The organism is Pseudomonas sp. BNK-15 (genome assembly GCF_047456105.1).
GTDB lineage: Bacteria > Pseudomonadota > Gammaproteobacteria > Pseudomonadales > Pseudomonadaceae > Aquipseudomonas > Aquipseudomonas putida_E.
In genome coordinates, this window is sequence record NZ_CP179898.1 from 4,932,787 (window position 1) to 4,959,046 (window position 26,260).

The window sequence follows — 26,260 nt, forward strand, 5'->3', positions numbered from 1 at the left end:
CATGGGCCGCTTCAGCGGCGCTTTGCTGCGTACTGACCTGCGCGGTGATGTCGCTGGCGAACTTGACCACCTTGTATAGCCGGCCCTTGCTGTCGAAGATCGGATTGTATGAGGCCTCGAGGTATACCGTCTGGCCTTGCTTGTTGACCCGTTCGAAACGATGGGAGTGATACTCGCCACGGTTCAGCGAAGCCCAGAAATCGCGGTATGCAGACGACTCCCGCTCATGGGCCAGACAAAACAAGCCGTGGTGGCGGCCCACTACCTCTTCCAGGCGATAGCCCATGGTAGTCAGGAAATTCTCGTTAGCCTTGATCACCCGCCCCTGCGGCGTGAACTCGACCACCGCCATGGAGCGACCGATGGCCTTGAGCAGGCTTTCGCTCTCGTGCTCATCCTTGATCCGCTGACTGATATCGGAAGCCACCTTGATCACACTGATGACCTGCTGACGCTCATCGAGCACCGGCATGTAGCTGGCCTCCAGCCAGACTTCACGGCCGGCCTTGTCGATACGCTCGAACGTGCCGCTGATTGGCTTGCCCTCGCCCAACTCGCGCCACAACTGCTGATATTCGGCACTTTTGCTGTAGTCGGGGTCGCAGAACAATCGGTGGTGCTTGCCCCGCAACTCATCGACGCCATAGCCCATTGCCAGGCAGAACTGCGCATTGGCATCGAGAATGGTGCCGTCAGGGCCAAACTCGATCATCGCCATTGAGCGGCTGATCGCCGCGAGTTTTGCCTGGGTTTCTGCCAGAGCCTGGCGAGCGCGCTGAATCTCGAGCAAATCTGACTTGCGATGGAAATCGAACATGGCGCCGGGGTCCTTTATGCGCAGGGTTTTCTGAGCATAGATCGGCGCCGACAGCGTGCAAGCAAACTGCTATCACTTAGTGATTAGTGTATTCGTGCGGCCCATTCCCGCCCCATGCGTGCGGGCTCAGGAACTTTCTCGCACCATCAGCTCAAACCCCAGATCCTGCTGCTCGGTAGCCACTCGCTTGCCATCGAGCAACGCCAGCAGCGCCTGTGCCGCGCCCCGACCAACGGCGGCACGCGGTGTGCGAATGGAGGTCAGACGGGGAACCATATGCGCCGAAGCCGGCAGGTCATTGAACCCGACCATGGCTACTCTCCCTGGAACTTCGATACCTTGGCGCAAGGCCTGCAGCACAGCACCCTGGGCAAGGTCGTCGTTGCAGAAAAAAATGCCATCCACATCCGGTGCCTGCGCCAACAATTGGCTGAACAGTTCACTGCCCAGTGCAATGGACGAGGGTTGCGGCGACAGGACCTCCAGTTCGGTAGCGTGCATGCCGGCTTCAGCCAGCGCCTGGCGGAACCCTTCGGCACGCTGCATCACCCGTGGGTCAAGTTGCGCGGCGATGAACGCCAGGCGCCGCCGGCCTCGCTCGAGCAGGTGCCTGGCAGCAGCCCGACCAGCCTGCTGCTGGGAAAACCCTACCGACAACATGCCAGGCGTGCCACCCAGCTCCATCATGTGGACGCAGGGCACGCCGCTGGCCACCAGCATCTGCCGAGAAGCCTCACTACGCTCGAAACCGGTGAGCAATATGCCGCACGGTTGGTACGCCAGGTAATTGCGGATCAGATTCTCTTCTTCGTCGATATCGTAGTGATAGTTACCGATCAGCACCTCGAGCCCGCGGGGGCGCATCACTTCGTGGATGGCCTCCAGAGTGTCGATGAACAGCTGGTTGGACAACGACGGAATCAGCACAACCACCGACTGGCTGCGTGCAGAAGCCAACGCCCGGGCAGCGGGGTTGGCGATATAGCCAAGGCTCGCTGCCGCGGCCACCACCTTTTCCACCAGTGCCGGAGCCACGGTGCTGACACCGCGCAAGGCGCGGGAAGCGGTAATCGGGGAAACCCCGGAGAGCCTGGCCACTTCTGCCAGGGTGGGTCGACCGGTAGTGCGGGAGCCTGAGCGGGACATGAGTGTTGTAATTTTACTACTTGCCAAGGGAGGGGAACGGCCACTAAGGTAGCGCTGTCTCAGGACGCAAGCAATGTAATCTTTGGTGGTGGCCACTACGCGCCTTCTGCCGAGCGTCCATACTGCGTAACGACAAGATCAACAACACCGGGGAGTTCGCGTTTCGTCAGCGACGAGACAGCGCTATCCCACCCCGCAGGAGGTACTGATGAATTCTCCCCTGTCCGCCATCGTGGTGATGGGCGTGGCCGGTTGCGGCAAAAGCTGCATCGGCGCTGCCATAGCCGCCAGAAGCGGCGGCCGCCTGATCGAAGGCGACGCGTTTCACCCTGCCGAAAACATCCGCAAGATGAGCGCGGGCACGCCGTTGAACGACGACGACCGAGCCGGTTGGCTAGTGCGCTTGGGCCAAGAGTTGCAAGCCACGGTGCAGGCGGGCGAACGCCCGATCCTCACCTGCTCCGCACTCAAGCGCCGTTACCGCGATACCTTGCGCCAGGCCATGCCGGAGCTGGCATTCGTGTTTCTCGAACTCACCCCTGCCGAAGCCGAGAAGCGCGTCCTCGCCCGCCCCGGCCATTTCATGCCGGCGAGCCTGATCGACAGTCAGTTCGCCGCCCTCGAGCCCCCGCATGGCGAGCCTCTGACCCTGCCCCTTGATGCCACGCAGCCGATAGACACGCTGGCCGAGACGGTAGACGCCTGGCTAAAGCCCTGCGGTGAGCGGAACCTGGCGCGGACCGCATGAACCTGGCGGTTTTTCCGGCTCACCAAAGACAGCGCTGTCCCGACGCCTGAAAGCGCCGATAGTTCAATTTCAAGCAACGCCAAAAAACAACGATAAGACCGAGGCCTTAAAACCATGTTCGGACTGGCTACAGATACCTTCCTGCTGCTCGACGCCCTGGTGACCATCATCGGGCTGATCCTGCTGATCACCCATTTCAAAGTCCACCCCTTCGTCGCCCTGACCATCGCCGCCGGTTTCCTCGGCCTGACTTCCGGTATGCCGGTGGCCAAGGTCATGAAGTCATTCCAGGATGGTTTCGGTGGGGTACTGGGCTTTGTCGGGATCGTCCTCGCCCTGGGGACCATGCTCGGCAAGCTGATGGCCGACTCCGGTGGCGCCGACCAGATCGCGCAAACCCTCATTCGCGCCTTCGGCAAGAAGAACGTGCATTGGGCCATGATGTTTGCCGCGTTCCTGGTCGGCATCCCGCTGTTCTTCGAAATCGGCTTCGTACTGCTGATTCCGCTGGTGTTCATCGTCGCCAGGCGCTCGGGTGTATCGCTGATCAAGATCGGTATCCCCCTGCTGGCGGGCCTTTCGGTGGTGCACGGCCTGGTGCCTCCGCATCCGGGCCCACTGCTGGCGATCGGCATTTTCAATGCCGACATCGGCAAGACCATCTTCTATGGCCTGCTGGTGGCACTGCCCACTGCCATCATCGCCGGCCCGCTGTACGGTAACTTCATTTCCCGCTATATCCCGGGTAATCCGTCACAGGAACTGATGGACCAGATCGCCAAGGAGTCCGATCAGGGTAACCTGCCGAGCTTTACCGTCACCCTGGTCACCGTGCTGCTGCCGGTGGTGCTGATGTTGCTCAAGACGTTCGCTGACGTCGTGCTACCGGCCGAGCACATCGTTCGCCAGTGGATGGACCTGATCGGCCACCCGATTACCGCCCTGCTCGCTGCCCTGCTGCTGGCCTTCTACACCTTCGGCTCGGCGCGCGGCTTCAACCGCCAACAGATCATGAAGATGCTCGACCAGAGCCTGGCGCCGACGGCTGCCATCGTGCTGATCGTCGGTGCAGGCGGCGGTTTCAAACAGATGCTGGTCGATACCGGGGTCGGCAATGTGATCGGCCAGATGGCGGTACAGGCAGAAATTTCACCGATCATGCTGGCCTGGCTTGTGGCTGCGGTCATCCGCATCGCCACGGGGTCGGCGACGGTTGCCACCATTACCGGCGCAGGCATCGTTGCCCCGGTGATCGATCTGGTGCCCGGCGTCAACCGTGAGCTGCTGGTGCTGGCCACCGGCGCCGGCTCGCTCATTCTGTCCCATGTCAACGACGCCGGCTTCTGGCTGGTCAAACAGTACTTCAACATGACCGTGGCCGAGACCTTCAAGACCTGGAGCATGATGGAGACCATCCTGTCGGTGGTCGGCATCATCTTCATCATGATGCTGTCAACGGTGGTGTGACCGCTTATCGGGGTAATGGCACCTTGGCGTTTTGAGTAGGGCCCAACGCAAGTACGTGCCCTACCTTCGCAAAGGAGCCTGCCCATGATACGCACAAGCCTGTTACTCGCTGCCCTGTTCGCCTCCCCCCTGGCCCTGGCGGTCGGCACCGGGCCGACCCATCCGGATGATCCGCACAACCCGGCGCCCCAGCCGGGCGTGGACAGCACCCTCAACCCGATCGAGGAGCCCATGCCACGGGATACCGACCCGCGAATACAGGGCAGCGACCCAGAAAGCCCGCCCGCCAGGCAGAATGACAATCGTGATTTGCCTGGGATGGAAGGCAGTGGGTCGGAGGGCGCGGGTGGCCAAGGTGGTAACGGATCGGACGGCGGTCAGCGCTGAGCGGTACCGCCCTCTTCCCGGGCTTGCCCCGTGAAGAGGGCGCAATTGACAACGCAGGAACGCCGCTTCGAACCGCTCACCACTGGCGCTTTTCAGGCCGCGTCAGCCCCAGCTTTTCTATCTTGTAACGCAGCATATCGCGCGATAGCCCCAGCATCCGCGCCGACTTGGTCACGTTCCAATCAGTACGGTCCAGCGTCCTGCACACCAAATCCCGTTCCATGTCCGGCAAACTGGTCCCAGGCTCAGGCTCATGCCGCGGCATCTCGTACACCGTGGCCATCGGCTGCGTGAGGGGTTCATCGACCAGGGTCAGGCACAGATTCAACTGGTGCGCCTGCACCACTTCATTAGGTGCCAGCAACACCGTCTGCTCCAGCATGTTGCGCAACTCGCGCACGTTGCCAGGCCAGCTGTAATTGAGCATCAAGTTCTGTGCCTCGGTACTGAAGCGCAGGTTCGGTTTACCGTACCGACGCCCGTGATGGGCCAGGAAGTGCCGCGCCAACAGCAGGATGTCCTGGCCGCGGGCGTGCAAGCGCGGTACCTTCAGCGCGATGATGCGCAGCCGGAAGAACAGGTCCCGGCGAAACTTGCCCTGCTGCACCATCTGTTCGAGATTGCAGTTGGTGGCGCTGATCACCCGCAGGTCAACCTTGCGCTCCTTGACCGCACCTATGCGGCGGATACTGCGATCCTCCAGCAGTTTCAGCAGCTTGGCCTGTAGCACCAGGTCCATTTCGCCGATCTCATCGAGGAACAGGGTGCCGCCGTCCGCGGCCTCCACCAACCCCACGCGACGTTCCTTGGCGTCGGTGAATGCCCCCTTCTCATGGCCAAACAACTCAGCCTCCAGCAGGTTGGCCGGGATCGAGGCGCAGTTGAACTCGATGAACGGGCCTTTGCTGCGCGAACCATCGAAATGCAGGGCACGCGCAACCAGTTCCTTGCCGGTACCCGTCTCGCCTTCGACCAGCACCGGCGGCAGGTCGTCATTGGCCATGCGGCGTTCAGCATCGAGCACCTGGCGCAGCGTGTGCTTGAGGGTGAGCATCACCGGCGAGTCGCCAATCAGCGCCTGCAGCCCGGACTTCTGCGCCTCGCGCTCCTGGTAGAACGACAGCGTGCGCTCCATCCGCTCGGTGGCCAAAGCCTTTTCCAGTGTCAGTTTGAGCTCGGCCAGCACCACGGGCTTGGTCAGGTAATGGAAAGCCCCCTCTTTCATCGCTTGTACGGCATCCTCTACGTTACCGTAGCCGGTCATCATGATTACCTTGAGCTCCGGCATCTGCGCCACCAGCGTGCGCAGCAGGTCATGCCCATTCATGCCGGGCAGCGAGTTGTCGGTGAGTACCGCGTCGGGCTGGAACCGCTTGATCTGCTCAAGCGCAAGCTCCGCACTGTTACACACCGTCACCTCAAAGCCCTTCAGGTTCAAATAGGTGCGAATGTTGTTGGCAAGGATTTCATCATCCTCGACTACCAGGATGCTGTGCTCCATGTTCCCCTCCCGCTGCGATATTGAAAGTGAGGCTGACGCGGGTTCCTTCCTCTTCACGGCTGCTCAGGCTGACCGAGCCGCCAAAACGTTCCATGATGCGCTGAACCAGCGCCAGGCCTACACCGAGGCCGCCCTGCTTGGTGGTGAAAAACGGTTTGAAGACCATGCGTTGCTGCTGCCTGGTCATGCCCTTGCCTGTGTCACTTAGCAGCAATGCAGCGCGCTGACCTTCCTGTATGCAGACCATGGCACGCAACTCGCCACCCATTGGCATGGCTTCGATGGCATTGGAAAACAGGCTGTTGAGGATCTGCGTCAACTGCAGAGGCTGGCTGGCTACCCACTGCGTCTGGGGCCCGTCGAAGGAAAAGCGGATGCCGTTACGCTCGATCTGCTGGGCAAACGCCAGGCGGGTATCCTTGATGGCGGCTACCAGGTCCACAGCCTCGGGCATATCGCTGGTCGGGCGCAGTGACACCAGCAGTTCGCGCACCCAGCGTGACATGCGGTCCACCTGGCTAATGATGTCGACAATGTTCTGCTGGGCCTGCGGATTGGCGATTTCCTGTGCCAGCTCTGCGCTGGAGCGGATATTGGCCAATGGGTTTCGCAGGCTGTGGGCCACCGCCGAGGACATCTCACCAAGGGCAACATAGGTTTCACTCGCCACCAGCCGATCCTGTTGCTGGTGCAGCATCGACGCTGCGCGACGCACGATCCAGAACAGGCCGAAGTAGATCAGCGCCCCGCCCACCAGGGTCGAGGCCCAGATCAGCACATAACCGCGCTGAATGCGTCGAATGAGGTCCTGTGGCTCTTTGTAAATCTCGACCATAGACAGCACCTGCTCACCTTGGCTGTCGAACAGGGGAATGTAGTTTTCGATGAACAGGTAATTGGGCTCACGCTCGAACTTCTGTTCCTCGCGGTGCTCTTCGACCTTGTGGTAGCTGGCGGACACCGCCTTGCGCGAGCGGAAGGCGTGATCCAGGTCGCCGTCGGCCTCGATGCGCTTGCCAACCAGATCGGGGTTGGTGGACCAGACGATGGTGCGGTCACGGGCATAGACATTGGCCAGCAGCGTGTCCGGAAGATGCTCGACATGATCGAGGAACTCGACCCGAGTCGCCATGGCCAGCCGCGGGCTCACCTGCAGATGCTGCTGGTCCAGGCGCGGATCGAGCAGCTCACCCATGGTGGTGCCAGGTGGCAATTGCGAATGGCGCACTTCGGCCTGGGCCATGGCCTGGATGAATTGGGCGGTGAGCATGGCGTCTCGCTCCACGCTATCGCGGACCACGAAGCGGGTCGATACATAGCCCAGACCACCTGCCACCGACGTGATGATCAGCAAGCTGATCACGGAAAACCAGCGCAGCAGATTGAATTCGCGAAGGGGCGTAGCCAGACCACTGCCGGGCTGGGCGAGGAGCTTGTCGGGAACATCGGTTTCCAGCGTCTGCATCGCGAGGTTCCCGCGCAAGGATTCCGTTCAGAAGGCTGTCACTCATTGCCGTGCGTAGCTAACCGATAGCACTTCGCCACGCCGGCCGCAGCCGCCATTTATCGCCTATGTCTTCCTGCAAAAAGTCAGCCACGGATTTATTTCGAAACTAATTTGAAGATAATCAATCGGTTAGAAACAGAATCTAATCCTTAATCTAGAATAGATCCCCCAGTTTTGGGGAATTTGTACCCAATAATAAAATGTTCTTTTAGAACAATATCTTAGCGTCTACTTCTAGATTTCTACGAAGCTCGCGCAAGCCGAAAGTTGAGCGAAACCTGAGTGCCAAGGCCTTCGCGGCTACTCAACCGAACCGACCCACCGAAACGCTCCATGATCCGTCTGACCAATACCAACCCCACCCCCAGCCCACCTTGTTTGGTTGTAAAGAAGGGCTTGAACGCCATGCGCTGCTGCTGTTCATTCATGCCTTTTCCGGTGTCGGTCAGGCGCAGGGTGACGCTGCGCCTGTCCTGCTTCACCACCTCGACACGCAGCCGCCCACCCTGCTCCATCGACTCCAGAGCGTTGGCGATCAGGCTGTTGAAAATCTGCCCGAGCAATTCCGGCTGTCCCATCACCTGCAGTGCCGGAAGCGGCTTCAGGTCCAGGGTCACGCCACTGCGTGCCAGCGCTATGGCAAAGGTCTGCAAGCTGTCCTGTAGGACTTGGGGAAGGTCGACCGGTATCGTCTTGTCATCCAGTGGCCGCAGCGACTGCAGCAACTGGCGGATCCACTGCGACATGCGGTCGACCTGGCTGATGATCTCGTTGATATTGCGCTGCGCCGGCCCTTCGTCGTACACCTGAGCCAGTTCGGCGCTGGAGCGGATACTGGCCAACGGATTGCGCAAGCTGTGCGCCACGGCCGAGGACACCTCGCCAAGGGCCACATAGGTTTCATTGCTGATCAGCCGCTTCTGTTGCACCGCCATCACCCGGGCGGCGCGGCGCATGATGCCGTACAGGCCGATGTAGACCACCCCGGCACCCACCGTGGTGGCCAGCCAGATGAGGACCAGGCCATGTTCGATGCGCACGATCAGGTCATGGGGTTCCTTGTATATCTCCACCATCGCTACGACGTGTTCGCCATCTGCGTCGAACAGCGGAATGTAGTTCTCGATGAACAACTGCTCAGGTGGCGTCACGAACTTCTGCTCGGAGCGGGCCTCTTCGAAGCCGTGGTAACTGGCCGAGACCCGCATTTTGTGCTCGAACGCCCGATCCAGGTCGTCATCGCCCTGAATCAGCTTGCCCGTCAGCGCCGGATTGCTCGACCAGATCACTGTGCGGTCCGGGGCATAGATGTTGGCCAGCAGCATGTCTGGCAAGTGCGCGATGTGGTCAAGGAATTCGCCGCGGGCCTTGCGCCGCGCCACAGGGTCAACGCCTGGCAAAGGATCAAGGTCCGTACGCGGGTCCAGCAGTTCGCCCATGGTGCGCACATTGGGGATCGCCACATGTCGTACTTCAGCGTCGGCGATCGAGGTGATGAACTGCGCGGTAAGCAGCGCGTCACGCTCGACGCTTTCGTCGATGATGAAACGGCTGGATATCAACCCCAGGCCGGCGGCCACCGACAGGATGATGGCCAGGCTGACCCAGGCGTACCAACGCAGGAGGTTGAACGGCTTGCGCGACGTGCCAGCGTCAGGGCTGGCGGGTGACTCGAGTGGGTCGGAACGGGAGGCGATGTCCATGGCGGCTACCACTGCTGAGCACCTTTGAAAGGTTATAGCCCAGAGTTGGGGAACCCATGGCATTGATTTTCGCAAGGCCGATGCAAGGCTGCCTGCCATCAGGTGCCCATCACAACGGCGAGTCCGCTGCCAGCCCCTGTAACTTGCGGTATTCGCGCAGCACATTGGGCACATACCGTCGGGTTTCGGCGAAGGGCGGCACCGCGCCACGTCGGCGCACAGCATCCGGGCCGGCATTGTAGGCGGCCACGGCCAGGGTGATGTCGTTGTCGAACAGGTTCAGCATGCGTTTGAGGTAGCGAGCCCCGCCCTGCACGTTGTCCTCCGGATCAAGCACATCCTCAACACCCATCTCCTTCGCCGTACCCGGCATCAGTTGCATCAGCCCAAGCGCCCCGGCGGCCGAGCGGGCCTTTGGGTTGTACCCCGATTCTGCCTTGATCAGCGCATGCAGCAATGCCTGCGGCACGTTGTGCATGCGCGCCGCTGCTGCCACCAGGTCGGCGTAGGGCCGCCCGGTGATCAATTGCGCATTGGCCGGGCCAGCCTGCGCAACCGGTTCGCGAATGACCCGTTCATAGTTGCGCCCGGGCCGGTGGACGTTGGTCAGCACGTAACCGCCCTTGTCATCGATGGCAATGTACACATCAGCCTGGGCGGTAGCCCCAGCCAGCCAGATCAGTCCCAGGATAATTCCACGCATGTCGGTCGCCTCCCCGCCGTGCCCCCCGATATGGGGGAAATACCCCGGAAAACCCGGGCTTTTCTGCTACGACGCAAGCACTGTGCCGCTTGCCATGGCGCATGGCGCAAGGCCCCGAGGCAGACGTGCACGGCTGTTGCATGGCAGATGAAAACCTGAAAAGGCATGTCCCCATGCAGGAGGGCTTCACCATGCAGCGCAAACCCAATCGCCAATGTGGCTTCACCCTGCTCGAACTTCTGGTGGTCCTGGTGGTGCTCGGCTTGTTGGCCGGTATCGTCGCCCCCAAGTACTTCAGCCAGCTGGGCCGTTCCGAGGCCAAGGTGGCACGGGCGCAGATCGAAGGGCTGGGCAAGGCCTTGGACCTTTATCGCCTGGAAGTCGGCCACTACCCCAACAGTGAGCAGGGCTTGCAGGCACTGGTTGCCGCCCCCAGTGGCGAAGCCCGCTGGTCAGGCCCTTACCTGCAGAAAGCAATTCCACAGGACCCGTGGGGCCGTGCCTACATCTACCGCCAGCCAGGTGAAAACGGCGGCGAGTACGACTTGCTGTCCATGGGCAAGGACGGCCAGCCCGGTGGCGATGGTGAAAACGCCGAAATTACCAGTTGGCAATGAGGAGCAAGGCCATGCGCTACAGCCTCAAGGCCCTGGGTAGAGAGGGCGTGGTTCAATTGCACATCGATGCCGAGGATGCCGAACAGGCTCGGCGCAAAGTGGAAGACCAGGGCCTGCGTGTCGTCAGCGTACGCAGCCAAGGCGGCACTCTGGTCGGTGTGCCCTGGCGACGCCAGGTCGCCTTTGACCTGTTGCTCTTCAGTCAGGAACTGACCACGCTGCTGCACGCCGGCCTACCCTTGATCGATGCGCTGGAAAGCCTTGCGGAAAAAGCCCCGACCGCGGCAACCCGTAAAGTGCTGGCGGCGCTGGTTGGCCAGTTGTACGAAGGCCGCTCGCTGTCCCAGGCCCTGGCCCAGCAGCCGCGGATATTCCCGCCGCTATACGTGGCCCTGGTGCAGTCCAGCGAGCGTACCGGGGCGCTTGGCGACGCCCTGCACCGCTATATCGGATACCGGCAGCGCTTGGATCTGGTCCGGCAAAAACTGGTGGGGGCTTCGGTCTACCCGCTGCTACTGCTACTGGTGGGCGGTGGCGTCGTGCTGTTCCTGCTCGGCTACGTGGTGCCACGCTTCAGCCTGGTGTTCGAGGGCATGGGCAGCGAACTGCCCTGGCTTTCGCGCATGCTGATGCAGATCGGCCTGTTCCTGCATGCTCAACAGTTGCCCCTGGCCCTGGCAACGGCAGGCGGCATCGGCGCCTTGGTGCTGCTGCGGCGTAACCCCGTTCTGCGGCGTTGGGTGTCGCGCCAGATACGGCGAATGCCAGCCTTGCATCAGCGCCTGATGATGTATGAGCTGGCGCGTTTCTACCGCTCGCTGGGCATTCTGCTGCAAGGCGGCATACCCATCCTGACGGCCATGGGCATGGCCCGCGGGCTGCTGGGAAGCGCTGCGGCACAAGGCCTGGAGCAGGCCAGTCGCGGGGTGGGTGAAGGCCTACCGTTGTCGCAAGCGCTGGAAGCCGGGCAGTTGGTGACACCCGTGTCGCTGCGCTTGCTGCGGGCGGGTGAGCAATCGGGGAACCTGGGCGAGATGCTTGAACGCTGCGCAGACTTTCATGACCAGGAAATAGGGCGCTGGGTAGAGTGGTTCGTGAAGCTGTTTGAACCGCTGCTGATGACCTTCATCGGGTTGCTGATCGGAGTGATCGTCATTCTGATGTACATGCCGATCTTCGAGCTGGCGTCGAGTATCCACTAGCCGTCACCGACCGCGTTGACGGCCGGCTTGCCGACGATCAACGGCGAGGCTGGTGCCATCTGATACGGTGCTGGCCTGATGGGTGAGCCCGCTCGCTCAATAGTCGAACCGGTCCACCGCCCGCCGCCGCTCATTGTCATCGCGCCGATCGTAGCTGGCAGTGGTCTGGATGTTGGCGTGATGCGCCAGCTTCTGCGCGATCGACAGGTCGTGCTCTTCGATCACCCGGGTGATGAACGCCCGGCGAAAATCATGCGGCATGATCTTCACCCCCACCTGCGCCCCGCGCTGACGGGCGATGTAGTAGATCGCATGCTTGGTGATGCGCGCACGGGTAATGTGGTTGCCACGGCGGATGCGGTTGAACAGGAAGGGGTCGTCCGAGGCGCCCTCTGGCAGCGACTGCCGTCGCAGTTCAAGCCAGGCCTGCAGTTTTTCGAAGGCCCAGGGCGGGGCATACTTGATCAGTTGCCGGTTGCCTTTGCCCAGCACCTGCAGGCTGCGCGCCTGGAAGTCGACTTGCTCCAGGTCGATGTCCACCGACTCCGATTTGCGCATGCCGGTGCCATACAGCAGCGCGATGATCGCCGCATCACGAACACCCTGCGGGCGCGGGTCGGCGGTGCACACATCCATCAATTCGCGAATCAGGCTACGGCGCAGGTTGCGCCCTGGCGGCAGGCGGCTGCCGGTTGCCGGCTTGACCTCACGAATACGCAGCAACTGCTCATGATCGATCAGGCCCTGGCGCCAGGCTTCATTCATCACGCCGCGTATTGCGTTGACATAAAGCGACGAACTGTTGGGCGCATAGCCATCGGTGCGCAGTGCTGCAACCAGGCCGATCACATGTCCCGGCTCAAGCTTGTGCCATGGCACATCGGCGAGGTTGCAATCAATGAAACCCAGCCGGTCGGCAGCGTCCTGCAAGATGTAGCGCATGGTTTGCTGGCTGGAAGGCGCCAGCCTGGCGAGGTACTGCAGCAGCGGATTTTGCGAAAGGTCGGACAAAACGTGAATCCTGTAGCGAAGCCCGGAGCGCCATCGGGCCCTCCAGGCGTAAAGCGGCCTGCGTCATTGCCTTGAAGATCAGGGATCTTGGCCACTGACATGAGCTGAAATGGGGGCACATAGGCTATCACTGGTAGGCCTCGTGTCCAACTCGGCAATCCTCGGCTTCACCTTCGATATCCCTGGCGGCCTGCTCGGCCAGTACACGCCTGGCGCAGGCAGCGATGCGGCAGCACACTTCTTCCAACTGTTCGACCGCAAGCACCAGCCCCATGCGCACATGTCCCGTTGCGCTGGGCCCGAATGCATCGCCCGGCAGCAGTGAAACGCCCTCCTCAATCAACAGCCGCTGGGCGAAAGCCTGGGCGCTCAGCCCGGTTTCGCGGATATCAAGCATCACGAACATGCCGCCCGCCGGCCGGTGAGGGCGCACCCCGGGGCAATCGCGCAGGGCCCTGCACACCAGATCACGCCGCTGACGATAGGCCTCGCGCATCTGTTGTACCGCAAGCAGGTTCTGCTCCAGCGCTACGCAGGCCCCCTGCATGACAAACTCCGGCAAGCCAAACAGCATGGCCATTGCCAGATTGGCCAAGTGCGCGATCAGCGCCGGGGGGCCGACCACCCACCCCACGCGCCAGCCGCTCATCGCATGCGACTTGGACACACTGTCGATGATCACGCAACGCTCGCGCATGCCGGGCATTTGCGCCGGGGCAACCGCTTGGCCGTCGTACAGCAGGCCACTGTAGACCTGGTCGCACACCAGCCAAAGATCATGGTCGCGACAAAGCTGCGCGAGTTGCACCATGTCCTCAGGGGAGATGGCGCTGCCGGTCGGATTGTGCGGTGTGTTCAGCAGCAGCCCTCGGGTACGCGGGGTTATTGCTTGCGCCACGGCTTGCGGGTCGAGCCGAAAGCCCTGCTCCGGGCTTACCGCCACCTGTACCGGTTGCGCCCCGCAAGCGCCGAATACAGCGTGGTAAGTGACATACATGGGCTCGGCGACGATCACTTCGTCCCCCGCTCCAAACAGGCATTGGCAGACCGCATACAACGCACACTGTGCGCCAGCGAGCACCATCACCTGCTCGACACTGACCTCAGGGCCACCACGGCGTGCAATCGCCTGGCGCAGCGCAAGGTTGCCACGCACATCACTGTAGTGGGTGTCGCCGCGGCGAAGGCTGAAGACCGCAGCTTCGACAACGGCCGTTGGCGTATCGAAGTCAGGATCGCCCACCGACAGCAGGAAGATTTCGCGCCCTTCGCGACGCAGGGCCTGTGCCTGGTAGTGGATATCCCAGGCAGCAGCGCCATCACCGGCAATGCGTTGGGTGAGCGTGGAATAGCGCATGACTGTCTCCCTGTCTGCCCAACTCGCACCACTGGTCTGAAAACGCTGTGCGCCGAATGAGGTTAAAAATAGCAGAACCCTTCTGCAGCTCTGGCAACACCCGCCAACGAAAACGTTTGCTTGGCCATTTGCCGCCAAACGGCGAAGGAGCCATGTTTGTGACCGGGGTCAAGCGTAGGTGCATTTATCGTTTTTTCGGCAGAACACCAGCCTGACGGATGCTATCTTTAGTTTCCCGACGGCCGCGCTCGCGGCGCCCCGTTCACCGCGTCCGGGTACGGACAAGGAGGCTGGCATGAACAAGATGACGTTCCCCAACGCCTGCCAGGTGATGCGCTGGCACTTCCACCCGCTGGGCTTCGAGGCCACCATGGATGCGCCACGCAGCATGATCGCCCGCCTGTTCGACCGTGCCACGGGCGAAACCTTGCTGGCGATCGCTGGCATCCCCTGCACTGCGATAATGGCGGCAGCCGATGTCGAACGTATCATTGAGGCGGTAGAAGCTGAAATGGATGCTTTCTTACCGGTTCTCGCCCTGCGTGACGCCAGCTAGGCGACCGCCTCGGGGCTTTTGCGCAATACCTGCAATGTCCCCATGAACTGCTCGGCCGGTACCGGCTGGCCCAGCAGGTAACCCTGTAGCGAATCACAGCCCAGACGGGTCAGGAAATCCTGCTGCCCGCCGGTCTCCACGCCCTCGGCAACAATACGCAAGCCCAACGCCTGGCCCAATGCAACGATGGCCGAAACAATGGCTGCATCGTCGCTGTCCTGCTCCAGGTCACGGACGAAACCTCGGTCGATCTTCAGCTCATTGGCGGGTAAGCGCTTGAGGTACATCAGGCTCGAGTAGCCGGTGCCAAAGTCATCGATGGACAGGTCCACGCCCATATCGGACAGGCGCTGCAAGACTGCCAGGCTGGCATCGGCATCGTGCATTGCCGTCGTTTCGGTGATTTCCAGCGTCAGGCGGTTGGCCGGCAAACCGTTCTCGCGCAGGGCGCGGGCAACGCTGTCAACCAGGCCGGCATGGCAGAACTGGATCGCGGACAAGTTGACCGCCATGCGCCAGTTTTCATACCCCTGATCAAGCCACTGGCGCATCTGCCGGCAGGCCTCGTCCAGCACCCATTCGCCAATCGGGATGATCAGGCCGGTTTTTTCCGCCAGGCCAATGAAGCGGTCCGGCAGCAGCAGCCCGTGCTGCGGATGCTGCCAGCGCAACAAGGCCTCGGCGCCGATCGGCTGGCAAGCCTGCGCGGCGAACTTGGGCTGGTAATGCAGGCGGAACTGGCGTTGCTCCAGGGCCATGCGCAGGTCCTGCAGCAGCTGCAGCTGCTGGCGGGCGTTGCTGTTCATGGAAGCATCGAAGAAACTGTAGCCATTCTTGCCGGCGCTCTTGGCGTGATACATGGCAGCATCCGCGTTGCGCAGCAACTCCAGCTGGTCTTGGCCATTACCCGGGTACAGGACAATGCCCAGGCTCGCCGTCAATTGCAGGTCATGCTCGGCCACGCGGAACGCCCGCGACACCAGGTTGACCTGTTTGGCTGCCACATCCATGGCATCCGCGGGCTCCTGCAGTTCCACCAGCAACACAAACTCATCACCGCCAATGCGCGCCAATGTGTCCTGGCTGTGCAAGTGGCCGCGCAAGCGTGTTGCCACTGCCTTGAGCAGCAGGTCGCCCACATGGTGACCAAACGCATCATTGACCGGTTTGAAGCCGTCCAGGTCGATGAACATCAGCGCAAAACAGCCGCCCTGCTCCGCCACCTTGCCGATCGCCTGCTCGATACGGTCAGAAAGCAGCGTGCGGTTGGGCAGGCCGGTCAGCGTGTCATGCAGCGCCAGCTGGGTGAGTTCCTGGTTGGCGAGGGTCAGCGAACGCGCAAGCTCCGCAGTGCGTGCCTCCAGGCGAGCATCGAGCACCGAGGTCAGCAAGGCCACTGCGAGCACCGCCAGGGTAGTGATCAGAACCAGATAGACCAGCCCATCACCTTGCAACCCGCCTGCCAGCGCGCCGCAGAAACTGCCTTGGGGGAAGTTGGCTGCGGCCATGCCGGTGTAGTGCATGCCGACGATGGCGACGCCCATCAGCACAGCCGCCAGTCCGCGGATCTGGCGAACGTAAGGGGTATGCTGACGCAGCCGGAAGGCTATCCACAACGCTGCCGCCGAAGCGCCCACCGCGATCGCCAACGAGGCACCGAACAGCGTTGGGTCGTAGTCAATGCCCGGCAGCATACGCAACGCCGCCATGCCGGTGTAATGCATGCAACTGATGCCAGCACCCATGAAGAGCGCGCCAAACACCAGTTGCAGCCACGGCAGGCTCGGTTGGCTAACCAGCCATAGGGCAAACCCCGAAGACAGCACGGCGATCAGCAATGAGAAGGCGGTCAGGCCAATGTCATAGCCCAGTTCGACCGGCAGGCTGAAGGCGAGCATGCCGATGAAGTGCATCGACCAGACGCCAGTACCCATCGCCAGCGCCCCACCGCCCATCCACAGGTGCACCGCCCTGCCCTGGGCGCTAGCGATGCGGCCGGTCAGGTCGAGGGCGGTATAGGAGGCTAGGATGGCCACGCACAGTGAAATCAGCACCAGCGAAGCAGAGTAACTACCGGTCAGCATTGAGAGTTCCAGCGACGGGACAGGGGCCCGAAAAAGCCGACGATTGTACTCAAGCTTTGGCGAAACGCACGGGATTTCTGAGCGCTCAAATGGATCTGTAATTATCTGCGAGAGTCCACCAGCCCCGCGATAGAGCCCCCCGGCGAACCACTGACATCAAATTGCCATTGGTCGGCTTTTGTCGCGCCTGAAGGGCAGGTGAAAAAAGGTGTTGGCTCATGCCTGAGCGGGCATTTTTTCCACACTAGACCGCGCCTTCACTCCTGACTGGCAAACGCTTGCCCGGCATCCCAGCCGCCGCCCAACGCAGCGATCAGCTGCACACTGGCCACCAGACGCCCCTGTAACAGGTTCAACACACTGCGCTCATTGCTCAGCGCCGTGGTCTGTACATTGACCACGTCCAGATAGCCGATCAGCCCGGCCCTGTACTGGTTGTCGGTCAGGCGCAACGACTCACGCGCGGCATCCAGAGCTTCCTGGCGCACGAGCGCCTCTTCGCCGTAAACCTTGAGTTGCACCAGGTAATTCTCGACCTCCTTGAAGCCGTCGAGCACGGTCTGGCGGTACTGCGCCACGGTCTGGTCGTATACCGCGACAGTGCGGTCAACCTCGGCGCTGCGTTTGCCGGCATCGAAGAGTGTCAGCGCCAGTTGCGGCCCTACCGACCAGTAACGATTGGGCAACTGAATCCAGTCATTGAAGGTACTGCTGGAATAACCACCGCTCATGCTCAGGCTCAAGTCAGGGAAATAGGCGGCCCGTGCCACGCCGATGTTGGCGTTGGCCGCCATCACGTTGCGCTCGGCCGAAGCGATGTCCGGGCGGCGCTCCAGCAGTTGCGACGGTAGGCTTACCGGAATCTGCGGCAAGGCCGGGATGCTTTTGCTGTCGGCGAGGGCAAACTCGGCGGGTGCCTTGCCCAGTAGCACGGCAATGGCGTTTTCGAACTGCGCACGCTGCCAGACCAGATCTATCAGGTCGGCTTGGGTAGTCTTGAGCTGGGTACGTGCCTGGGCCACTGCGTCGGGGCCGGAGACGCCTGCACGGTACTGGTTCTCGGTCATGCGCAACGAACGTTCATACGTCGCGACGGTGGCTTCCAGCAGGCGCTTCTGCTCATCGATTACGCGCAACTGCAGGTAATTCTGCACCAGCTCAGACTGCTGGCTGAGGCGGATCGCGGCGAGGTCGGCGAAGCTCGCTTGAGCACTGGCCTCGTTGGCGTTCATGGTCTCGCGCAACTTGCCCCACAGGTCGATTTCCCAGCTCACCCCAAGCTGCGCGTTGTAAGTGTTGCGAATACCGCTGCTGTTGTTGGAAAGGCTGGAGCTCGAACTGCCTGTGCCCTGGGCCGAGCGGTTCTTGCTGGTGGTCAGGTCCAGGCTTGGGAACAACGACGCACGGCTGCTGCGCACCAGCGCTTGGGCCTGGCGGTACTGGGCTTCGGCCTGCGCCACACTCTGGTTGCTGCGGTTGAGCTCCTCGACCAGAGCGTTGAGCCCCGCGTCACCATAGATTTCCCACCAGGCGCCACGGGCGATGGCATCGGACGGATTGGCCTGGGTCCAGCCCTCGGCCTGTTTGAACTGCGCCGGTGTGCTCAGCTCCGGGCGATGGTAGTCCGGGCTCAGGGTACAGGCGCTTAGCAGCGCCGCACACAGACCGGCACCGACCAGGCGTGAGCCACGCCCGCGGGTCAGCAGTTGCAGGGCGCGGTGGAGTGGGGACTGGGCAAAATTCATAGCGGGGTATCCAGAGCAGCATCGGTGCGCACGCCGCGCCAATGGTTGAATCGGTGGCGCAGGCGGTCGAGGTACAGGTACACCACCGGCGTCGTATACAGGGTCAGGACTTGGCTGAAGACCAGGCCGCCAATGATGGTCAGGCCCAGCGGTTGGCGCATTTCCGCACCCTCGGCGCGGCTGAGCAGCAGTGGCAAGGCGCCGAGCATGGCCGCCAGCGTGGTCATCAGGATCGGCCGCAGGCGCAGCAGGCAGGCACGGCGGATCGACTCTTCCGGTGTCAGCCCCTGATGGCGCTCCAGTTGCAGCGCCAGGTCGATCATCAGGATGGCGTTCTTCTTCACCACGCCAATCAGCAGGAACAGGCCCAGCAGGGATATCAGGCTGAATTCGCCCCCGGTGACATAGAGCGCAAGCAAGGCACCGACGCCAGCCGAAGGCAAGGTCGAAAGGATGGTCAGCGGGTGAATGTAGCTTTCATACAGTATGCCCAGTACCAGATACACCAGCACCAACGCGCCAAGGATCATGAACGGCTGGCCCTGCTGGGTCTTGGCGAAGGCGTCTGCCGTGCCGCCCAGCTTGGCAATCACCTCCTCGGGCAGGCCCAGCTTGGCCACCGCCCGCTCCACCGCCGCCATGGCCTGGTCGGGGCTGTAGCCTTCGGCAACGTCGAAGGCGATGTCTTCGGCAGCGAACTGGCCCTCATGGCTGACCCGGTCGTTTGCCAGGCTGTTCTCGTAATGGGCGATGGTCGACAAGGGCACACGCGCCCCGTCACTGGTGATCACCTGCACCTGCTCCAGGCTGCTTGGGTCCCAGGCGTATTTCGGGTTGATTTCCAGCACCACCTGGTACTGGTTGAGGCTGTCGTAGATGGTCGAGATCTGCCGTTGACTGTAAGCGTTGTTCAGAACGGTGGTGACCATGTCCATGTCGATACCCAGGCGCTTGGCCTGGTCGCGATCGACTACCAGTGTCACCTGCTGGGTACCGGAGCCGTCGCGAGCATCGATGGCGGTCAGCTCGGGCAGCGCGCGCATGGCTGCGACCACCTTGGGGAACCACTGGCGCAACGCTGCCAGATCGCCGCTCTGCAGGGTGTACAGGTACTGCGACGAGGTCTGGTCACGGCCACCGCCGCCCAGCTGCAGGTCCTGGTCAGCCATCAGGAACAGCCGTCCGCCAGGGACCTTGGGCATTTCCTTGCGCAAACGCTCGATGACCTGCTGCGCATCGATCTTGCGCTCGCTGATCGGCTTCAGGCGCACCAGCACCATGGCGTTGTTGGTACCACTGTTGCCACCAATGAAACCGGCAACACTCTGCACGGCCGGGTCGGCCAGCAAGGCACGGCGGTAGATTTCCATCTTCGGCTGCATCACGGTGAACGACAGCCCGTCGTCACCGCGGATGAAGCCCATCAGCTGGCCGGTGTCCTGCTGCGGGATCAGCGTTTTCGGCACGACCACATACAGCACGATGTTCAGGCCGATGGTCGCCAACAGGCTGATCAAGGTCAGGCGCTTGTGGCGAAGGGCCCAACTCAGGCTGCGATCGTAACCTTGGACCATGCGCTTGTGCACATTGTCGCTCCAGCGCTGCAGGCGCGTCTGTTCGGCGCGGTGGGGCTTGAGCCAACGGGCACAGAGCATCGGGGTGAGGGTCAGCGAAACCACCAGCGAGACGATGATCGCCGCCGCCAGGGTAATCGAGAACTCCTGGAACAGGTTGCGCACGATGCCGCCCATGAACAGGATCGAAACGAACACCGCTACCAGCGAGACGTTCATCGACAGCAAGGTGAAGCCGACTTCCTTGGCGCCGAGGAACGCCGCACGCATCGGCGGCTGGCCGTCCTCGATATGCCGCGAAATGTTTTCCAGCACCACGATGGCATCGTCCACCACCAGGCCTGTGGCCAGGATCAACGCCATCAGCGACAGGTTGTTCAGCGAAAAACCGCACAGGTACATCACCGCGAAGGTCCCCACCAGCGATACCGGTACCGCCAGGCTGGGGATCAACGAGGCGCGCAGGCTGCCGAGGAACAGGTAGACCACGAGGATCACCAGCACCACGGCGATCAGCAGTGTGTGCTCGGCTTCCTTGAGGGTGGCCTTGATGACCGGCGAACGGTCCATGGCCACGTTCAGTTGCACGCTGGCCGGCAGCAGCGACTGCAGGGCCGGCAACTGCGCGTGGATCTGGTCGACGGTCTCGATGATGTTGGCGCCGATCTGACGGTTGACCACCAGCAGCACGGCACTCTGATCGTTGAAAAAGCCGCTGTTGTAGCGGTTCTCGACGCTGTCTGTGATGGTCGCCACGTCGGACAGGCGCAGTATCGTACCGTTCTGCTGCCGGATCACGATCGGTTCGTAATCCTTGGCTTTTTCCAGCTGGTCGTTGGCCCGTACCTGCCAGTTGCGCTCGCTGTCCTCGACGAAACCCATCGGCCGGCGCTGGTTGGCGTTGGCCACCGCAGTGCGCACTTCGTCCAGGGACAGGCTGTACTGGTTGAGCAGTTGCGGCTCGACGGAAATGCGCACAGCCGGCAGCGAACTGCCGCCGATCTGCACTTCCCCTACCCCACTTACCTGAGCCAGGCTCTGCGACAGGATGGTGTCAGCCAGATCGTACAACTGGCCTTTCTGCAGCACATCAGAGGTCAACGACAGCACCATGATCGGCGCCTGCGACGGGTTGAGCTTCTTGTAGGTCGGCATGCTGCGCATGCCGCTGGGCAGCAGGTTGCGGGTGGCGTTGATCGCCGCCTGCACCTCGCGCGCGGCGCCGTCGATGTCCCGGCCTTGCTCGAAGCCGATGATTACCCGGGTCGAGCCCTGGTTGGAGCTACTGGTCAGGGTGGTGACACCGGCGATACTGCCAAGCTTGCGTTCCAGCGGCGTGGCTACCGTGGAGGCCATCACCTCGGGGCTGGCGCCAGCCAGGTTGGCTTGAACCACGATCACCGGGAAGTCCATCTGCGGCAACGGCGAAACCGGCAGCAGGCCGAAGCTGACGCCACCAAGCAGCATGATTGCCAGGCTCAGCAGCATGGTCGCCACAGGCCGGCGAATGAAAGGGCCGGACAGGTTCATGCCTCGGCCTGCGTGGTGTCAGCGGCTGGGCGCCAGCGCCGTGCCAAGCGGTCGAAGTACAGGTAGATGACCGGCGTTGTGAACAGGGTCAGCACCTGGCTTACCAGCAAGCCGCCGACCATGACCAGCCCCAGCGGCTGGCGCAACTCGGCACCGGAACCTGTGGCCAGCATCAGCGGTACTGCGCCGAACAGCGCAGCCAGGGTGGTCATCAGGATCGGCCGGAAGCGCAGCAGCGCCGCCTGGTAGATCGCGTCGTGCGGGCTCATGCCTTGGTTGCGCTCGGCCTCGAGGGCGAAGTCGATCATCATGATCGCGTTCTTCTTGACGATGCCGATGAGCAGAATGATGCCAATGATGGCGATCATGCCCAGGTCGTTGCCGCTGAGGATCAACGCCAGCAAGGCACCGACCGCCGCCGACGGCAAGGTCGAGAGGATGGTGATCGGGTGAATGTAGCTCTCGTACAGCACGCCGAGCACGATGTACATGGTCACCACGGCGGCAAGGATCAGCAGCAAGGTGCTCGACAGGGACGCCTGGAAGGCCTCGGCAGCGCCCTGGAAGCGGGTCTGCACGCCGATGGGCATGCCGATTTCCTGCTGGACCTGCTCGATCACCTTGACCGCTTCGCCCAGCGACGCACCATGCGCCAGGTTGAACGACATCATCACCGCGGGGAACTGGCCGATGTGTGAAATCGCCAGCTGCGCCTGGCGCTGCTCGATGCGCGCCAGTGCCGACAGGCGTACCTGACCACCGTCACTGGCCTTGACGTGGATCGACTCCAGCGCCTGTGGGCCGATGCTTGCTGCATCGCGCGACTGCAGCACCACCCGGTACTGGCTGGCCTGGGTATAGATGGTCGAGATCTGCCGCTGGCCGAAGGCGTCATACAGGGCGTTGGTGATTTGCGACACATCGATGCCCAGGCGGCTGGCCATGTCACGGTCGATCACCAGGTACACCTGCAGCCCCTTGTCTTGAAGGTCGCTGGCCACATCCTGCAGTTCCGGCCGCTGTTGCAGCGCATTGACCAGCTTGCCGCTCCACTGCGCGAGCAGGTCGGCGTCGGGCGAGGACAGGCTGAACTGGTACTGCGTGCGGCTGACCCGATCCTCGATGCTCAGGTCTTGCACCGGCTGCATGAACAGGCGGATGCCGACCAGCTTGTCGAGCTGAGGCTGCAAGCGGCTGATCACCTCGCCGGCCGTCACGTCGCGCTCGCCGTGGGGTTTGAGGTTGATCAGCAGACGGCCACTGTTGAGCGTGGCATTGTCACCGTCCACGCCGATGTAGGACGACAGGCTCTGCACGGCCGGATCCTGCAGGATGATCGTGCTCAGCGACTGCTGGCGTTCGCTCATGGCGGCGAACGAGGTGGACTGCGGGGCTTCGGAGATACCCTGGATCACCCCGGTGTCCTGCACCGGGAAGAAGCCCTTGGGCACCACCATGTACAGGAAAACGGTCAGTGCCAGGCTGGCGACCGCCACCAGCAAGGTCAGCGGCTGGTGCCGGAGCACCCATTGCAGGCCACGGCCGTAGTAATCGATCAGCCAGTCGATCCAGGCACCACTGGCTCGGTAAAAACGGCCTTGCTCTTCTTCTTTGGGTTCACGCTTGAGCAGGCGTGCGCACATCATGGGTGTCAGGGTCAGCGAGACCACCAGGGAAATCAGGATAGCCACCGCCAGCGTGATGGCGAATTCGCGGAACAGCCGGCCCACCACATCGGCCATGAACAGCAGCGGGATGAGCACGGCAATCAGCGAGAAGGTCAGGGAGATCAGGGTGAAACCGATCTGCCGCGCGCCCTTGAGCGCAGCCTGCATGGGCGTTTCGCCCTCCTCGATGTGCCGCGAGATGTTCTCCAGCATGACGATGGCGTCATCGACCACAAAACCGGTGGCGATGGTCAGGGCCATCAAAGTCAGGTTGTTGATCGAGAAGCCGGCCAGGTACATCACGCCGAAGGTGCCGATCAGCGACAGCGGCACGGCAATCGACGGGATGATGGTGGCACTGATGCGGCGCAGGAAGACGAAGGTCACCATCACCACCAGGACGATGGCGATCAGCAGTTCGTGCTGCACATCCTTGACCGCGGCGCGGATGGTCTGGGTGCGGTCGGTCAGCACCGACACCTCGAGGCCGGCGGGCAGGTTGTCGGTGATCGACGGCAGCAGGTCCTTGATGCGGTCGACCACCTCGATGACATTGGCACCGGGCTGGCGCTGGATGTTCAGCAGTACCGCCTGGTTCTGGTTGGCCCAGGCAGCGAGGCGTTCGTTCTCGGCTCCGTCGACGATTTCGGCGACGTCCTTCAGGCGCAGCGGCGCACCGTTGTTGTACGCCAGGATCAGGTTGGCGTACTCCTCGGGGGAACGCAGCTGGTCATTGGCATCGAGCATCGACACCCGGGTCGGGCCATCGAAGTTGCCCTTGGGCTGGTTGACGTTGGAGGCGCCAACCAGGGTACGCACGTCATCGAGGTTCAGACCATTGGCGGCCAACGCATCGACGTTGACCTTGATGCGTACAGCCTGGCGCTGGCCACCGGCGATGCTGACCATGCCCACGCCGCCGATCTGCGCGAGCTTCTGCGCCACGCGGGTGTCGACCAGGTCGTTGAGCTTGGGCAGCGGCATGGTTTTGCTGGAAATGGCCAGGGTCAACACCGGGGTATCGGCAGGGTTGACCTTGTTGTACACAGGTGGTGCCGGCAGGTCGCTGGGCAGCAGGTTGCTGGCGGCGTTGATCGCGGCCTGTACCTGCTGCTCGGCAACGTCCATGTTCATGTCCAGGCTGAAGCGCAGGGTCAGCACCGAGGCACCGCCAGAACTGGTCGATGCCATCTGGGTCAGGCCCGGCATCTGGCCGAACTGGCGCTCGAGCGGCGCGGTCACGGCGCTGGTCATCACCTGCGGGCTGGCGCCCGGATACAGGGTCATGACCCTGATGGTCGGGTAATCGACCTGCGGCAAGGCCGAAACCGGCAGCAGCTTGTACGCGATCAGGCCGGCCAGCACGATGGCCAGCATGCTCAGCGTGGTGGCGACCGGGCGAAGGATGAACAGGCGCGACAGGTTCATGCGCCCGCCTTGCCTGCCGTTTCACCGGTCTGGGCCGAGCCTTTGCCGTCCTGCCCCTGCAGGTGCTGGCCGGGGGTGGCCGGTACTTGCGAGCTGTCTTCGACCACTTCGACCTTGGAACCTTCGCGCAGGCGGTCGGTGCCTTCGAGCACCAGGCGGTCACCGGCCTTGAGGCCTTCGAGGATCACACTGTTCTCACCGTCACTGGGGCCCACCTTGAGCTTGCGCACATTGACCGTGTTGTCGGCAGTGACGACATAGGCGAAGGTGCCGTCGTTGCCGAACTGGATGGCCGCCGCCGGTGCCATGACGACCTGCTTGAGGGTGTCGGCCAACAGGCGCACGTTGACGAACTGGTTGGGGAACAGGGCCATGTCCTTGTTCTCGAAGCGGCCTTTGAACTTCAGGGTACCGGTGGTGATGTCTATCTGGTTGTCGATGCTGGCCAGCACGCCAGTGGACTGCAGCTTGCTGTCGCCGCGGTCCCAGGCCTCGACCGGCAGGCTGGCACCGCTGCGGTAACGTTCCAGCACGGTAGTCAGCTCGGTTTCCGGCAAGGTGAAGGCAACGCTGATCGGTTCGGTCTGGGTGATGACCACCAGGGCGGTAGTGTCATTGGCCGCCACCAGGTTGCCCAGGTCGAGCTGACGCAGGCCCACCCGGCCACTGATCGGCGCGCGGATCTGGGTGAAATCAAGGTTCAGGCGGGCATCATTGACCTGAGCCTGGTTGGTTTTCACCAGCCCCTGGAACTGCGCCACCTGGGCTTCGGAGGTATCGAGCGTCTGTTTGGCGATGCTGTCTTCGGCGTACAGGCCTTTATAGCGCGCCAGGTCGACTTGAGCGTTCTTGAGCTGCGCCCGGTTTTGCGCCAGCGTGCCTTCGGCCTGCTGCAGCGCGATGCGGTAGGCGCGCGGGTCGATCTCGGCGAGCAAGTCGCCAGCCTTGACCTGCTGGCCCTCCTTGAAGTGGATTTTCACCAGCTCACCGGCAACACGGCTACGCACGTTGACGGTATTGGTCGCGGTAACCGTGCCAAGCGCCTTGTAGTAGAGCGGAAAGTCGCCCACCCGTGCAGGTTCCACACGCACTGGCACCGCTTCGGTGGAGCCGCCGAAGCCGGGACGGCCCATACCGATGCCCATGCCCTTGCCCGGGCGCCCCCCGCCCGCTTCTTTTGGGGCAGGCGTTGCAGCGGGCCACAACCACCAGGCCAGCAGGGCCACCAGCAGCAGGATCAGCAGGCCAACGAGCCAGCGACGAGGGGATCGGGAGACGGAAACTCGCATGGGTTGAACGAACCTTGTTCGGAATGACGACTTGGGAAGGTGAACGATAAGCACTGGCACTCTTTTAGCAAAGGCCCTTTACCAGAGGTTTACCTTTGCCTGACGTTGCCAAGAGGCTGAACTTTAAATGAAAACGGCCCGGAAAGCGTTCCGGGCCGTTACAGGGTGTTGCTTGGAGAGGCAGCGTACTGAAGAGTTCCGAGGCCGAAACCTTCGATAAA

General features: G+C 62.3%; 18 protein-coding genes and 1 pseudogene. 6 read left to right on the plus strand and 13 right to left on the minus strand.

The genetic code is table 11. The features are described from left to right. Window positions 1-34: 34 nt before the first annotated feature. Window positions 35-817 (minus strand): annotated as a pseudogene (locus ACMGF5_RS22655) (PAS domain-containing protein); the annotation flags it as partial. A 126-nt stretch (window positions 818-943) separates the two neighbouring features. Then, a complete protein-coding gene (locus tag ACMGF5_RS22660; protein ID WP_046786101.1) occupies window positions 944-1,963 on the minus strand; it encodes a LacI family DNA-binding transcriptional regulator in 1,020 nt (339 codons plus the stop codon). A 208-nt stretch (window positions 1,964-2,171) separates the two neighbouring features. On the opposite strand from ACMGF5_RS22660, the gene ACMGF5_RS22665 reads away from it, so the two are divergent. From ACMGF5_RS22665 to ACMGF5_RS22675, 3 genes are all read left to right on the plus strand, one after another. Next, window positions 2,172-2,711, plus strand: coding sequence for a gluconokinase (locus ACMGF5_RS22665; protein WP_046786100.1), 540 nt, complete (start codon window positions 2,172-2,174; stop codon window positions 2,709-2,711). Between the two features lie 114 nt (window positions 2,712-2,825). Beyond that, window positions 2,826-4,178, plus strand: coding sequence for a GntP family permease (locus ACMGF5_RS22670; RefSeq protein ID WP_046786099.1), 1,353 nt, complete (start codon window positions 2,826-2,828; stop codon window positions 4,176-4,178). A gap of 84 nt (window positions 4,179-4,262) precedes the next feature. Next, window positions 4,263-4,565, plus strand: coding sequence for a hypothetical protein (locus ACMGF5_RS22675; RefSeq protein WP_115274692.1), 303 nt, complete (start codon window positions 4,263-4,265; stop codon window positions 4,563-4,565). Window positions 4,566-4,641: 76 nt separating this feature from the next. On the opposite strand, the gene ACMGF5_RS22680 is transcribed toward ACMGF5_RS22675, so the two are convergent. The 4 genes from ACMGF5_RS22680 to ACMGF5_RS22695 all read right to left on the minus strand — a co-directional run bounded on the left by ACMGF5_RS22680 (window position 4,642) and on the right by ACMGF5_RS22695 (window position 9,979). After that, the gene (locus ACMGF5_RS22680; protein ID WP_115274691.1) at window positions 4,642-6,066 is read right to left on the minus strand and encodes a sigma-54-dependent transcriptional regulator; all 1,425 of its coding nucleotides are present in this window, start codon (window positions 6,064-6,066) and stop codon (window positions 4,642-4,644) included. Beyond that, entirely contained in the window at window positions 6,035-7,531 is a 1,497-nt protein-coding gene (locus ACMGF5_RS22685; protein ID WP_414157243.1) for a sensor histidine kinase, read from the minus strand. The genes ACMGF5_RS22680 and ACMGF5_RS22685 overlap by 32 nt, the downstream gene beginning before the upstream one ends. Window positions 7,532-7,815: 284 nt before the next feature. After that, the gene (locus ACMGF5_RS22690; RefSeq protein WP_115275537.1) at window positions 7,816-9,276 is read right to left on the minus strand and encodes an ATP-binding protein; all 1,461 of its coding nucleotides are present in this window, start codon (window positions 9,274-9,276) and stop codon (window positions 7,816-7,818) included. Between the two features lie 109 nt (window positions 9,277-9,385). Then, complete coding sequence (locus tag ACMGF5_RS22695) at window positions 9,386-9,979, minus strand: lytic transglycosylase domain-containing protein (protein WP_046786095.1); 594 nt, start codon at window positions 9,977-9,979, stop codon at window positions 9,386-9,388. A gap of 191 nt (window positions 9,980-10,170) precedes the next feature. Between ACMGF5_RS22695 and gspG the strand changes: the two genes are divergently transcribed. Both gspG and ACMGF5_RS22705 read left to right on the plus strand, forming a co-directional pair. Next, window positions 10,171-10,596 carry a type II secretion system major pseudopilin GspG gene (gene gspG / locus ACMGF5_RS22700; protein ID WP_039603405.1) on the plus strand — a complete coding sequence of 142 codons (426 nt, stop codon included), beginning with the start codon at window positions 10,171-10,173 and terminating at the stop codon, window positions 10,594-10,596. An 11-nt stretch (window positions 10,597-10,607) separates the two neighbouring features. After that, entirely contained in the window at window positions 10,608-11,798 is a 1,191-nt protein-coding gene (locus ACMGF5_RS22705; protein WP_046786094.1) for a type II secretion system F family protein, read from the plus strand. Between the two features lie 96 nt (window positions 11,799-11,894). On the opposite strand, the gene xerC is transcribed toward ACMGF5_RS22705, so the two are convergent. Both xerC and ACMGF5_RS22715 read right to left on the minus strand, forming a co-directional pair. Beyond that, window positions 11,895-12,809 carry a tyrosine recombinase XerC gene (xerC, locus tag ACMGF5_RS22710; protein WP_115274689.1) on the minus strand — a complete coding sequence of 305 codons (915 nt, stop codon included), beginning with the start codon at window positions 12,807-12,809 and terminating at the stop codon, window positions 11,895-11,897. Between the two features lie 127 nt (window positions 12,810-12,936). Then, window positions 12,937-14,166 (minus strand): pyridoxal phosphate-dependent aminotransferase, encoded by a 1,230-nt coding sequence (locus ACMGF5_RS22715; RefSeq protein ID WP_115274688.1) that lies wholly within the window; start codon window positions 14,164-14,166, stop codon window positions 12,937-12,939. 295 nt (window positions 14,167-14,461) lie between these two features. On the opposite strand from ACMGF5_RS22715, the gene ACMGF5_RS22720 reads away from it, so the two are divergent. Beyond that, a complete protein-coding gene (locus tag ACMGF5_RS22720; protein WP_119687089.1) occupies window positions 14,462-14,722 on the plus strand; it encodes a DUF1652 domain-containing protein in 261 nt (86 codons plus the stop codon). On the opposite strand, the gene ACMGF5_RS22725 is transcribed toward ACMGF5_RS22720, so the two are convergent. From ACMGF5_RS22725 to ACMGF5_RS22745, 5 genes are all read right to left on the minus strand, one after another. Continuing rightward, window positions 14,719-16,806, minus strand: a complete 2,088-nt coding sequence (locus ACMGF5_RS22725) for a putative bifunctional diguanylate cyclase/phosphodiesterase (RefSeq protein ID WP_414157244.1) — start codon at window positions 16,804-16,806, stop codon at window positions 14,719-14,721. The two genes, ACMGF5_RS22720 and ACMGF5_RS22725, sit on opposite strands and share 4 nt — an antisense overlap. A gap of 257 nt (window positions 16,807-17,063) precedes the next feature. After that, entirely contained in the window at window positions 17,064-18,551 is a 1,488-nt protein-coding gene (locus tag ACMGF5_RS22730) for an efflux transporter outer membrane subunit (protein WP_119687091.1), read from the minus strand. Next, entirely contained in the window at window positions 18,548-21,655 is a 3,108-nt protein-coding gene (locus ACMGF5_RS22735; RefSeq protein WP_046786090.1) for an efflux RND transporter permease subunit, read from the minus strand. Before ACMGF5_RS22735 ends, ACMGF5_RS22730 begins: the two co-directional genes overlap by 4 nt. Further along, entirely contained in the window at window positions 21,652-24,750 is a 3,099-nt protein-coding gene (locus ACMGF5_RS22740; RefSeq protein ID WP_115274685.1) for an MdtB/MuxB family multidrug efflux RND transporter permease subunit, read from the minus strand. The genes ACMGF5_RS22735 and ACMGF5_RS22740 overlap by 4 nt, the downstream gene beginning before the upstream one ends. Beyond that, entirely contained in the window at window positions 24,747-26,039 is a 1,293-nt protein-coding gene (locus ACMGF5_RS22745) for an MdtA/MuxA family multidrug efflux RND transporter periplasmic adaptor subunit (RefSeq protein ID WP_161872563.1), read from the minus strand. The genes ACMGF5_RS22740 and ACMGF5_RS22745 overlap by 4 nt, the downstream gene beginning before the upstream one ends. Window positions 26,040-26,260 lie beyond the last annotated feature (221 nt).

Coding starts and splice junctions, on each gene's coding strand:
- ACMGF5_RS22660 (WP_046786101.1), bottom strand. CDS start 1,963: ATGTCCCGCTCAGGCTCCCGCACTACCGGTCGACCCACCCTGGCAGAA.
- ACMGF5_RS22665 (WP_046786100.1), top strand. CDS start 2,172: ATGAATTCTCCCCTGTCCGCCATCGTGGTGATGGGCGTGGCCGGTTGC.
- ACMGF5_RS22670 (WP_046786099.1), top strand. CDS start 2,826: ATGTTCGGACTGGCTACAGATACCTTCCTGCTGCTCGACGCCCTGGTG.
- ACMGF5_RS22675 (WP_115274692.1), top strand. CDS start 4,263: ATGATACGCACAAGCCTGTTACTCGCTGCCCTGTTCGCCTCCCCCCTG.
- ACMGF5_RS22680 (WP_115274691.1), bottom strand. CDS start 6,066: ATGGAGCACAGCATCCTGGTAGTCGAGGATGATGAAATCCTTGCCAAC.
- ACMGF5_RS22685 (WP_414157243.1), bottom strand. CDS start 7,531: ATGCAGACGCTGGAAACCGATGTTCCCGACAAGCTCCTCGCCCAGCCC.
- ACMGF5_RS22690 (WP_115275537.1), bottom strand. CDS start 9,276: ATGGACATCGCCTCCCGTTCCGACCCACTCGAGTCACCCGCCAGCCCT.
- ACMGF5_RS22695 (WP_046786095.1), bottom strand. CDS start 9,979: ATGCGTGGAATTATCCTGGGACTGATCTGGCTGGCTGGGGCTACCGCC.
- gspG (WP_039603405.1), top strand. CDS start 10,171: ATGCAGCGCAAACCCAATCGCCAATGTGGCTTCACCCTGCTCGAACTT.
- ACMGF5_RS22705 (WP_046786094.1), top strand. CDS start 10,608: ATGCGCTACAGCCTCAAGGCCCTGGGTAGAGAGGGCGTGGTTCAATTG.
- ACMGF5_RS22715 (WP_115274688.1), bottom strand. CDS start 14,166: ATGCGCTATTCCACGCTCACCCAACGCATTGCCGGTGATGGCGCTGCT.
- ACMGF5_RS22720 (WP_119687089.1), top strand. CDS start 14,462: ATGAACAAGATGACGTTCCCCAACGCCTGCCAGGTGATGCGCTGGCAC.
- ACMGF5_RS22725 (WP_414157244.1), bottom strand. CDS start 16,806: ATGCTGACCGGTAGTTACTCTGCTTCGCTGGTGCTGATTTCACTGTGC.
- ACMGF5_RS22730 (WP_119687091.1), bottom strand. CDS start 18,551: ATGAATTTTGCCCAGTCCCCACTCCACCGCGCCCTGCAACTGCTGACC.
- ACMGF5_RS22735 (WP_046786090.1), bottom strand. CDS start 21,655: ATGAACCTGTCCGGCCCTTTCATTCGCCGGCCTGTGGCGACCATGCTG.
- ACMGF5_RS22740 (WP_115274685.1), bottom strand. CDS start 24,750: ATGAACCTGTCGCGCCTGTTCATCCTTCGCCCGGTCGCCACCACGCTG.
- ACMGF5_RS22745 (WP_161872563.1), bottom strand. CDS start 26,039: ATGCGAGTTTCCGTCTCCCGATCCCCTCGTCGCTGGCTCGTTGGCCTG.